The 10324-nt window shown below is 65.6% G+C and carries 8 protein-coding genes; 1 reads left to right on the top strand and 7 read right to left on the bottom strand.

Features of this window, described 5'->3' with window-relative positions; genetic code table 11:
• The 3 genes from H928_RS26795 to H928_RS26785 form a co-directional block, all read right to left on the bottom strand.
• Positions 1 to 299 (bottom strand): heme-binding protein (locus H928_RS26795; protein ID WP_239644914.1); only part of this gene is annotated, 299 nt, incomplete at its 3' end.
• 129 nt (positions 300 to 428) lie between these two features.
• Positions 429 to 1988 carry a 23S rRNA (uracil(1939)-C(5))-methyltransferase RlmD gene (gene rlmD, locus H928_RS26790; RefSeq protein WP_021026030.1) on the bottom strand — a complete coding sequence of 520 codons (1560 nt, stop codon included), beginning with the start codon at positions 1986 to 1988 and terminating at the stop codon, positions 429 to 431.
• A 73-nt stretch (positions 1989 to 2061) separates the two neighbouring features.
• Complete coding sequence (locus H928_RS26785) at positions 2062 to 2484, bottom strand: helix-turn-helix domain-containing protein (protein ID WP_021026029.1); 423 nt, start codon at positions 2482 to 2484, stop codon at positions 2062 to 2064.
• Positions 2485 to 2603: 119 nt separating this feature from the next.
• Here H928_RS26785 and H928_RS0108110 point away from each other — a divergent pair, with 119 nt between their 5' ends.
• Positions 2604 to 2999 (top strand): nuclear transport factor 2 family protein, encoded by a 396-nt coding sequence (locus tag H928_RS0108110; protein WP_021026028.1) that lies wholly within the window; start codon positions 2604 to 2606, stop codon positions 2997 to 2999.
• 84 nt (positions 3000 to 3083) lie between these two features.
• Here the strand turns inward: H928_RS0108110 and H928_RS26780 are convergent, their stop codons facing one another.
• The 4 genes from H928_RS26780 to H928_RS32215 all read right to left on the bottom strand — a co-directional run.
• The gene (locus tag H928_RS26780; RefSeq protein ID WP_021026027.1) at positions 3084 to 3413 is read right to left on the bottom strand and encodes a hypothetical protein; all 330 of its coding nucleotides are present in this window, start codon (positions 3411 to 3413) and stop codon (positions 3084 to 3086) included.
• A 472-nt stretch (positions 3414 to 3885) separates the two neighbouring features.
• Positions 3886 to 6120 carry an exodeoxyribonuclease V subunit alpha gene (gene recD / locus H928_RS0108100; RefSeq protein WP_239644913.1) on the bottom strand — a complete coding sequence of 745 codons (2235 nt, stop codon included), beginning with the start codon at positions 6118 to 6120 and terminating at the stop codon, positions 3886 to 3888.
• A gap of 11 nt (positions 6121 to 6131) precedes the next feature.
• Entirely contained in the window at positions 6132 to 9968 is a 3837-nt protein-coding gene (gene recB, locus H928_RS0108095; RefSeq protein ID WP_027010692.1) for an exodeoxyribonuclease V subunit beta, read from the bottom strand.
• A 5-nt stretch (positions 9969 to 9973) separates the two neighbouring features.
• Positions 9974 to 10324, bottom strand: a 351-nt coding sequence (locus tag H928_RS32215; RefSeq protein WP_043339303.1) for a hypothetical protein, incomplete at its 5' end; no start/stop codon positions are given.

Here is a 10324-nt window from a genome sequence, read left to right as displayed (position 1 = left end):
ACGCCGCCTTCGAGCATGCCGTCGATCAGCGGAGCGCTCAGGAAGGCGGTGCGGCCACCATTGATCATGTCCTCAAAACCCTTGCTCTCGCGGCGGCCCAGTGCCGAGGTGCGGGCCTTGGCCACGCAGATGTGGGCCGACACGGGGGCTGCGCCGTCGCGGCGGATCATGCCCAGCAGGTTGCCGCCGTCGTCCACCACCGCAATGCTGACGATCCATTGGTTCTTGACCGCTTCGGCCTCGGCCGCATTCAACACCGCCTTGACGTCGGCCAACTCCAGCACTGCTTTGGTTTTCATGGTGACTCCTTGAAAAAGATTCGGGATACCCGGTTGTTCAGCCTGCCAGCTTAACGGCATTCCAGCACGCTAATCAATCACATGCATCACAGCATTTGTGCCTAAAACGGGGGTAATCCCCCGTCAGCCTCAGGCTGCTGCGTTTTCTGCTGCCGCGCTCGGCTCGGCAGCGTCTGCAGTGTCCACGTCGGCCGCATCCCCCTCGGTCTTGACCGACGGTGCATGGCCATCCCATTCAAACACGGCCATGCTCTCGACGTGGGCGGTATGCGGGAACATATTGACCACGCCCGCGGCCACACAGCGGTAGCCGGCCTGGTGCACCAGCAGTCCGGCATCGCGCGCCAGGGTCGCGGGGTTGCAGCTCACATAGACGATGCGCTTGGGCGGTGTCCAGTCCTTGGCGCTGTCAGGCAGCGGCGCGGTATCGGGCACCTGGTGGCGCGCCTTGTGGATGTCGGCCAGCGCCTTGGACAGCGCAAACGCACCTTCACGTGGTGGATCGACCAGCCACTTGTCTGCCTGGCCGTCGGCGATCAGCATCTCGGGCGTCATCTCGAACAGATTGCGGGCCACAAAGCGCGTGGGCGCCAGCGCGCTGCCTGCGGGGCGCGTCGCATTGTTGGCGGCATAGTTCTCGTGCGAGCGCTGCACCAGGGTCTCCGAGCCCTCGATGCCCAGCACCTCGCCGGCCATCGTGCCGATCGGCAAGGTGAAGTTGCCCAGGCCGCAGAACCAGTCGATCACCCGCTCGGTCTTCTTGGCATCCAGCAAGCGCAGCGAGCGCGTCACCAGCACCTGGTTGATGTGCGGGTTGACCTGGGTGAAGTCGGTGGGCTTGAACGGCATCGTGATGCCGAAATCGGGCAGCGCATAGGAAAGCTGCTCGCCCACGCCATCCATCAGGTGCACGGTGTCCGGCCCCTTGGGCTGCAGCCACCATTGCACCTTGTGGGCTGCGGCGAAATCGCGCAGGCGCTGCAGATCGGCGTCGCTCAAAGGCTCCAGGTGGCGCAGCACCAAGGCAGTGACCTGGTCGCCGCAGGCCACCTCGATCTGCGGGCAGGTCTCGCGGGCATCGAGGCTGCCGATCAGCGCGCGCATCGGCATCAGCAAGGCGTCGACATGGGGCGGCAAGATCTTGCAGGTTTCCATGTCGGCGATGTAGCGGCTCTTGCGCTCATGGAAGCCCACCAGCACCTTGCCCTTCTTGGCCACATAGCGCACCGACAGGCGCGAGCGAAAGCGGTAACCCCAGCTGGGGCCTTCAATGGGGCGCATCACCGTCTCGGCCACCACCTTGCCCAGGTGCCAGAGATTGTCTTCGAGCACGCGCTGCTTGGTGGCGATTTGCGCGCCCACATGCAGATGCTGCATCTTGCAGCCGCCGCAGGCGCCGGCATGCAGGCCAAAGTTGGGGCAGCCGGGCCGCACGCGCTGCGACGATTCGCGGTGGATCTGCAGCAGATCGGCCTGCTCCCAGTTGTTTTTCTTGCGCCGGGTCTTGGCACTCACCCATTCTGTCGGCAGCGCGCCATCGACAAAGACGACCTTGCCATCGGCACGGCGCGCCACGCCCTGGGCGTCCATGTCCATGGACACGATCTTCAAAGCATCTGCGGGGAACTGCGCCGCTTCGGCGGCATCGGGGGATTCGGGAATATTCTGTGGGGTCTGCGCTTGGCTCATCCCGGTATTTTCGCAGGCTGGGCAATGGCCTGCGGCCAACCTCTGGCAATTTGGCGTGCGGGAGCGCAAAAAATCACGGTGGCGCCCAGATCAGCTTTGGCAATGCCGGGCCTTGCTGTGCCGCCGCCTCGTCATACAGGTCCCGGTGGCGCATCACCTCATCCATGTGCCGCTCGGCCCACAGGCGCAGCGCATCCAGCGCGGGAGCCAGCGACTGGCCCAGCGGGGTCAGGCTGTATTCCACTTTGGGCGGCGAACAGGCAAAGACTTCGCGCCGGACAATGCCATCACGCTCCAACGCCCGCAGCGTTTGCGTAAGCATCTTTTGAGACAGGCCCTCAATGCCCTTGCGCAACTGCCCAAACCGCCACGGCCCTGCGCGCAGCAGGCCCAGCACCAGCACCGTCCATTTGTCGGCTACGCAATCCAGCACCTGTCTGGTGGGGCAGGTGGCGAGATAGGGGTTCCAGGCGGGGCGGCAGGGGTCGATGGTCACTTTTTGGTTCCTATGTCACTTTTCAGTGTCTTATTGCAACTATTTATCGCCACCTTTAAGCTCATCATTTTTCATGCATCTGCCCAATGCAGCTTGCGTTTATTCAACGAGGAATGACTATGAACACAGCACAGAACATGGATGTCGTACGCCGCTACTTTGAGGCAGTCGCACGAGGCGATCTCGGCGGCGTTGGCGCCGCTTTCAGTGCCGATATTGAATGGCACCAGCCCGGCAAGGGCGCCCTCTCCGGGTTGCACCGAGGCAAGGCTGCGGTCTTCGCGTTGCTGGGCCAGTTCATGCAGCGCAGCCAAGGGAGCTTTCGCATCGACAAGGTCGGCCCGCTGATGGCCCAGGGCGATCTGGTCAGCACCTCCTTGCACTTCTGCGCTGAAAAGCCAGGTGCAGCCATCGCCATGTCGGGCATTGATGTGCTGCGGGTTGAGAACGGACTCATCCGGGAGGTCTGGCTGTTCTCCGAGGACCAGGACGCCGAAGACGCCTTCTGGGGCTAACAGCGCTATGCAGGCCAGCATGGTACATGCCTGCTTGAAAAACACGAAGGGCAGCCACGCTGCCCTTCGTGTTTTGTGATGCGCTTACTGCGCTGTGATCATGCTGCCCAGGCTCAACTGGTCGGTGACCATGTTGGCGCTGCTGGACGTCAGCTTTTTGCCGCCGGGCAGTGCATGCACCTCGGTGACGCATACGGCATTGTTGGGCGTGAAGACAACACGGCTGCCGCTGGGCAGCTCGCTTGCCGTCTGGTGCAGCGGCTTGGACATGTCCACTGGGGGCTCTGCACTGCGATACACCACCTCGTTCTTGCTGTCATAGACCGTGTAGCAGGCAGCCTGCGCCCAGGCCGAGGCCGTGAGCGCCAGCATCGCAAGCGCTGTGGATTTGAAGCTGTAACTGGAACCGGACATGGTTGGAACTCCCGCAATATTTTTTATCGATACTGCGAAGTTACCAAATTTTCCTAAACGGTGCATCCCCATTTCCAGGGGAAAGGTCAAGAAAAATCAACCAAAAACAAAAACTTACACAAATGAAGCAAGTCAGCAGGGTTTATCAATATCAGTACTGATAATTATTCTCATTCAATGCTATTATTCGTCCATCGCCGCTGTCAGGGGCCTTGCGCATGTACACATGCCCAGCGCCCTCGCAACTGTGATTGTTTCATCGTGGGGCGACTCTTGGGGCCCGTTCAGCTCCAGGGTCGTTTTGGCCAGCCAACGATCTTTTCGCACAGCCACGCATTTTTTCGATGAAACCCGCGCAGCCGATGGGCACTCCCCACTGCAACCGCTGCGACGATCCTTGCTCAAAACGGCCCTGCCCTGCTGCACCGGCCTGCGACCTCGACAACACCCCCCAAGCTCTGGCACCAACGGGCTACAACTCGCCTTGTCGCAATCCGCTCGAGCGCCTGACCTGGCGCTCTGTCGCCTCTTCCAGCACCGCGAAATTGCTGCTGCCGCCGGCCACGACCGTGAGCCAGCGCTTGGCCCGCGTCAGGCCGGTGTAGACCAGCTCGCGGGTCATGATCGGTGACAGGCTGGGCGGCAATACGACGGCCGCATGGCTGAACTCCGAGCCCTGCGATTTGTGGATGGTCATTGCATACACCGTCTCGACCGCCTGCAGCCGGCTGGGCAGCACCCAGCGCAGGCCCTCGCTGGTGGCAAACACCACGCGCAGCGCGCCCTGCGCTAGAGCGGCGCCACTGGCCCCGCCAGCGTCAAGCGCCTGGCCCGCCGGCATCTGCACCGTGATGCCGATATCGCCATTCATCAGCTTGAGGCTGTAGTCATTGCGGGTCACCAGCACCGGGCGGCCCGCATACCAGCCGCTGCTTTGCGCAATCAGCTCGCGGTGGGCCAGCAGCTGGGCAATGCGCTCATTGAGCCCTTCGACGCCCCAGGGGCCGCTGCGCAGCGCGCACAGCACCTGGAACTCGCCATGCGCTTTCAACAGGCGCAGCGCCCATTGGTTCAAGGCCTCGGGGCTGGGGTTGGCCGGCATCTCGCGCAGCACCTGCAGGTAGTGGCCATAGCCCACCGGCCCCGCGTCGCGCTTGGCGGCACTGTCGACAAAGCGCTTGCCGCCGCCATCCAGCACCAGCTGGGCCAGCGACGAATGCGTCAGATCCGGCACCGCATAGGCGGCCAGATCGGGGTAGCCTGCCTTCAGCAGCGGCTTGATCGCCTTGCGCCGCCCGGCATTGACAACACTGGCCAGCTGGCCGATACCGCTGTCGGCATGGAAGCGGTGGCTGACCCGCAGCATGGCCACCGCCTGGTCCAGCGGCTTGCCTGCGATGTCCTGCAGCTCGGCAGGCATCTGTTGGCCGGTCACCTGCTGCAGCCACTGCGCCGTTTCATGCCAGTACAGGCCGCGCTCGGACTGTGCGCACAGCTCTCCCAGCACCGCGCCGGCTTCCACCGATGCGAGCTGGTCCTTGTCGCCCAGCAGCACCAGCCTGGCCTGCGCAGGCAAGGCCGACAGCAAGGCCGCCATCATCTCCAGATCGACCATCGAGGCCTCATCGACCACCAGCACATCGAGCGCCAGCGGGTGCTGGGCATCATGGCGAAAATGCCGGCTGTCGGGCCGGCTGCCCAGCAGCCGGTGCAGGGTTTGGGCGTCGGACGGGATCAGCGGTTTCAAGCTACGCGCCTCGCCATTGCCCGGCGCGGGCGGCACCGCTGGCAGCTGCGCATCCGCCAGGCGCTGCAAGGCCTGCACGATCGATTCGGACAGGCGCGCTGCCGCCTTGCCGGTGGGCGCAGCCAGGCAGATGCGCAGCGGCCGGCCGTTCTGCTGCAGCGCCATGCTCTGCAGCAGCGCCAGCAGCTTGACCACGGTGGTGGTCTTGCCGGTGCCGGGGCCGCCGGTAATGATGGAAAAGGCGCTGGAGGCCGCCAAGGCGCAGGCCATTTTCTGCCAGTCGGGCGAATCGGCAATCTGGTCACCCGCTGGTGGAAACAGCTGGTCCAGCGCCTGGCGCAGCATTGCATCTTGCGCGGCGCTGCGGCCCTGGCGCAGATGCTGGCTGGCAGTGATGCGCTGGCCAATCGCTTGCGCCACATCCTGCTCGTACTGCCAGTAGCGGCGCAGATAGAGGCGATCGCCTTGCAGCACCAGCGGCGTGCCGCCCTGGCTGGGCTTGCCGGGCGCGGCCACCAGCGCGCTCGCCTGCAAGGCCGATTGCCACTGCAGCAGGTTGACCTGGGCCAGCAGCTCGCTGGGCAGCGGCAAGGGCGTGGGCTCGGTGGCGCCACTTCCCTGCGCCACGGTATCGGGTGGCAGCGACAGCGCAAAACGGCTGTTGTCCAGGGTGGCCTGCAGATCCAGACAGACATGGCCCCGGCCCAGTTGGTGGCTGGCCAGTGCGGCGGCCAGCAGCACCAGCGGTGATGCGGCGGGATCGAGTTCGTGCAGAAAAAGCACCAGCGCCTGGTCCAGGCTGCGCAGCCAGCCATGGGCGGTCCAGCGCTCTACCGTGTGCAGCAGGCTGGCGGTGGCGCCGTTGGGCATGGCCAGCGTGCGGGCAGCCGATCGCTGGGTGGGCAGGCCATCTTGAGCCTGGCCGTTCTCTGGCAGGCCGTCCTGGGGTTGTCTCGTCATTGCATTCATCATCATTGCGCAAACAGCGCATCGAGCGCATCCATCAGTGCACGCGGGGGCTTGTCATGGTAGAGGCCCTGGTGGTCCGCACCGACGCCCCGCAAAAACCAATACCGCACACCGCCCACATCGCGCTCGTAGTCATAACCGGGCAGGCGCTGCTGCAGCAGGCGGTGCAGCGCATAGGTGTACAGAACATACTGCAGGTCATAGCGGTGCTGCAGCACGGCAGCGGCCATGGCTTCTGCCGTGTAGGCCGCACTGTCCGCGCCCAGCCAGTTGGATTTGTAGTCCATCACATAGTAGCGGCCGCCCTGCTCGAACACCAGGTCCATATAGCCCTTGAGCATGCCGTGCAGCTGGTTGGCCAGCAGCGCGGGCCGGGGCTGGCCGGGCAGCACATGCTGCTGCACCAGCGCATCGAGCTGGCCGGTCGAGGCCCGGTGGATCGACAGCCAGAACTCCATCTCGACCTGGTAGTCGCCCAGCGACTGCAGTGCGACCGGGCTGTCGACCGGCGTGTCGGCCTGGCTGTCGGTGGGCGCACCCTGCAGCCGCAGCGGCGTTTGCAGCCATTGCCGCACAAAGCCTTGCAGCGGCTCGGCCCAATCGGCCCAGCCGCGCACCTGGCAGCGGTAGGCGATGATGCCATCCAATGCCGCAGGCCTGCTGAGCACTGTGGCAAAACCCTCTTGCGCGCACCATTCCAGCAGGCCGTGCAGAAAGTTGCCAGCGTCAGGCCCCTTGGGGAAGGCATGCAGGCTGCCGGGCTCCGGCTGGCCCGGTGCGGCTGTATCGGGTGCGGGCTCTTGCGGCTCCAGGTACTGGTCCTGCTGCGCGGTTTCGGGCTCGGCGGCTGTCAGCGCGTCTTCGATCCAGAGGCTCTGCGCAGGCACGGCATAGCCCAGCCGCTCGGTCAGCGCCGAGAAGCTGGCGATCCACCAGTGCTCATCGGCCTGCCGGCGCGGCTGGCGCGCCGCAAAGGCAGCGGGTGGGCGTTCGGGCTGGTAGCGCTGCGGGCTGACTTCGGGCACAGGCTGCACGGCCATCTGCGGACAGTTGCTGGCAAAGTCCTGCAGATAGGCATGCAGTTCTAGGTCAGGCAATTTTTGCCCGCCGGCCAGCAGGTAGCCGACGGCGCTTTTCTCCAGGCTGCCCGCGCGGCTCATGCCCTTGGCCAGTGGTGCCACGCCCAGCCACAGCGCGTACTGAGCGCGCGTCAGCGCCACATAGAGCAGGCGCATGTCTTCGCTCAGGCGCTCGTCGTTATGGGCGCTGACGGCGTCCTGGCGCTTGTTGTTCAGCTCCACCACCAACTCGCCCGATGCGGCATCGTGGTACTGCGCATAGCCCCGGCTCTTGCCGTCAAAATCGCGCCAGCTGCTGATGAAGGGCAGCAGCACCAGCGGGTACTCCAGCCCCTTGGACTTGTGGATGGTGACCACCTTGATCAGATCGGCATCGCTCTCCAGGCGCAGAATCTCTTCTTCGCCCTCGGGGCTGTCCATCTGCTCGGCCAGGCGTCGGATCAGCGCCTGCGCGCCCTCCACCTCGGTCGATGCGCGCTGCAGCCATTCGGCCAGGTGCAGCACATTGGTCAGGCGCCGCTCGCCGCCCGGCTGGGCCAGCCAGCGCGCGGGCAGGTCAAAATCGAGCAGCCACTGGCGCAGCATCGGCAGCACGCCCTTTTTCTGCCACAGCTGCTGCAACACGCGGCTGCGCAGCGCCAGCTGCTCCCAATGCTGCTCATCGTGGTTGAGCCGCTCCAGGTCCTGCCAGGACCAATCCATCGATGCAGTGGCCAGCGCCACGCGCAGCAGTCCGTCATGGCCGGGCGCATTGACGGCGCGCAGCCAGCGCAGCATGTCGGCCGCCTCGGCAGTCTGGAACACCGAATCGCGGTCCGACAGGTAGACGCTGGCCAGACCCCGCTCCTTGAGCGCATTGCGCACCAGCTCGGCCTCGGCCCGGCCCCGCACCAGGATGGCGATATCGGCCGGGCGCAACGGCCGGCCCAAGGCATCCGCCGATGGGCCAAAACCGGCTTGGCCCGCCCGGGCGGCATTGAGCCAGGCCGTGATCTGGCTGGCCGCCGCCTGCGCCATGCGCTGGCGGTAGGCCGACTCGGCCACGCCGGTACGCGCGCTCTTGCCGGATGCCGCAGCATCGCCCTGCTCGTCGGCGCCATCGGCCTGCGTCGGCGTGCCGGCATCCAGGGTCCACAAGGTCATCGCCGGCGTGGCCTGGCCCTGCAAAAAGAGTGCGTCGCGGCGCCCGTTGGCATCAACGGCCACAAAGGGCACAGGATTGTGCTGCGCATCCTGGCGAAAGCGGAAGGCCGCGCTGGGATGGCTCTCGGCATGCACAAAGCAGTGGTTGATGGCCTGCACCACCGCCTGGGTGGAGCGGTAGTTGGTGCCCAGCGAGTAATGGCGCCCCTCGGTGGCAGCACGGGCCCGCAGATAGGTGTAGATATCTGCACCGCGAAACGCGTAAATGGCCTGCTTGGGGTCGCCAATCATGAACAGGCCCTGCGCCGGGTCGTTGCATTCAATGCGGTAGATGCGCTCAAAAATGCGGTACTGCAGCGGGTCCGTATCCTGGAACTCGTCGATCATCGCCACCGGAAACTGGCTGCGGATGCGCTGCGCCAGTGCCTCACCGCCGGGCGCATGCAAGGCGCTATCGAGGCGCTGCAGCAGGTCGTCAAAGCCCAGCTCGGCGCGGCGCTGCTTTTCTGCCTCCAGTGCGCGCTGCACATGGGCAATCGCATGGCGCAGCAGCAGCGGTTGGAGTGGCGTGGCCAACTCTGCGTCTTGCGCTACGGCCTCCAGCCAGGCATCGATGGCGGCAAAGGCCGCATGCGCGGGCACGGTCACGCCCTTTTTGGCCTTGATACCCGATTGGCCAAAGGCCCGAATCTTGGCGGGCGCCGGCTCGCCATCGCTCCAGGCCGCCATGGCGGCGAGCCAGGCCTCGAACACGCCCGGTTCGTCCTTCTTCGGATAGGTGACGCCGTTGAGACCCGGCACGAGCGCAATCAGCAGCTGCTCCAGCTCGGCCCGGTGCTGCTGCCACAGCAGGCGTGCGCTGTTCTCCAGCGCGGTGTGGCGTGCGGCTGCCTCGCTGGCCTGGGCCAGCAATGCGGCCAGATCGACCTGGTCGGCAGGCGCCAGCGCCGCGCCGTCGTAGCGCCAGTCGGCATCCTGGCGACTGAGCATGGGCTGGATGGCCTCTTGCAAGGCCTGCGGCGTGGCAACAACCTGCAGCAGGCTGCGCAGCGAGGTGGCGGGCAGGTCATAAAACTGGCGGCGCCAGTAGTCCTGCACCACCTGGGTCAGCAGCTCGCTCTGGTCGGTGATGAGGCTTTGCTGGAACAGGCTGCCGCTGTCAAACGCATGCTCGCGCAGCATGCGGTAGCACCAGCTGTGGATGGTGGACACCGCCGCCTCGTCCATCCAGTTCGCGGCCTCGTGCAGCAAACGGGCGCAGGCGGGCCAGCGGCTGGCGGGGTAGTCGGCGCGCAGCGCCAGCAGCAAGGGGTCTGCTGCCGCTTCGCTACCGGTCTCTTCCGGCTTCTGCGCAAACAGCTGGGCGGCTTCGGACAGGCGCTGGCGAATGCGGTCGCGCAGCTCTTGCGTGGCGGCATCGGTAAAGGTCACCACCAGGATATCGGGGGGCGCCAGCGGCCGGCCAAAGGCCTGCTCGCCGCCATGCTGCAGCACCAGCCGCAGGTAGAGCGCGGCGATCGTATAGGTCTTGCCGGTGCCGGCGCTGGCCTCGATCAAGCGGCTGCCCCAGAGCGGAAAGCGCAGCGGCTCCAGTGGCAAGGTGGTATCGCTTGGCATCGCGCTCATTGCGGCCCCTCCCCATCACCCGCGTCGCCCGCATCACCCTCCGCAAAGCGCGCCAGCGCCTGCGGATGCTGGCCATTGACCAGCTGCACCTGGGCCAGCATGTCGCCATAGAGCTGCTGGGCCACATCCAGCAAACCAGCGGCCAGCAGCGCGTCAAAATCCGGAAACACCCGGGCCAGTTCGGCCGAGCGCTGCAGCTCACCGGTGCCCCGGTAGCTGTCGTCATAGAGCGCCGCGAGCTGGCCGGCCGATGCCGTGGGCGCCAGGCTGGCGATGGAGGTACGCACAGCGGCCGGCAAGGGCGCGCGCATGCCCTGCTGCCACAGCACCAGCAACTGGCGCCAGGC

The sequence above is a fragment of the Comamonas sp. B-9 genome (assembly GCF_000410635.1).
Lineage (GTDB): Bacteria > Pseudomonadota > Gammaproteobacteria > Burkholderiales > Burkholderiaceae_C > Comamonas.
The sequence above is the reverse complement of the archived record's forward strand: the minus strand, read 5'-3'. Positions and strand labels throughout refer to the sequence as shown.

Coding starts and splice junctions, on each gene's coding strand:
- recB (WP_027010692.1), bottom strand. CDS start 9,968: ATGCCAAGCGATACCACCTTGCCACTGGAGCCGCTGCGCTTTCCGCTC.
- H928_RS26780 (WP_021026027.1), bottom strand. CDS start 3,413: ATGTCCGGTTCCAGTTACAGCTTCAAATCCACAGCGCTTGCGATGCTG.
- rlmD (WP_021026030.1), bottom strand. CDS start 1,988: ATGAGCCAAGCGCAGACCCCACAGAATATTCCCGAATCCCCCGATGCC.
- H928_RS0108110 (WP_021026028.1), top strand. CDS start 2,604: ATGAACACAGCACAGAACATGGATGTCGTACGCCGCTACTTTGAGGCA.
- recD (WP_239644913.1), bottom strand. CDS start 6,120: ATGACGAGACAACCCCAGGACGGCCTGCCAGAGAACGGCCAGGCTCAA.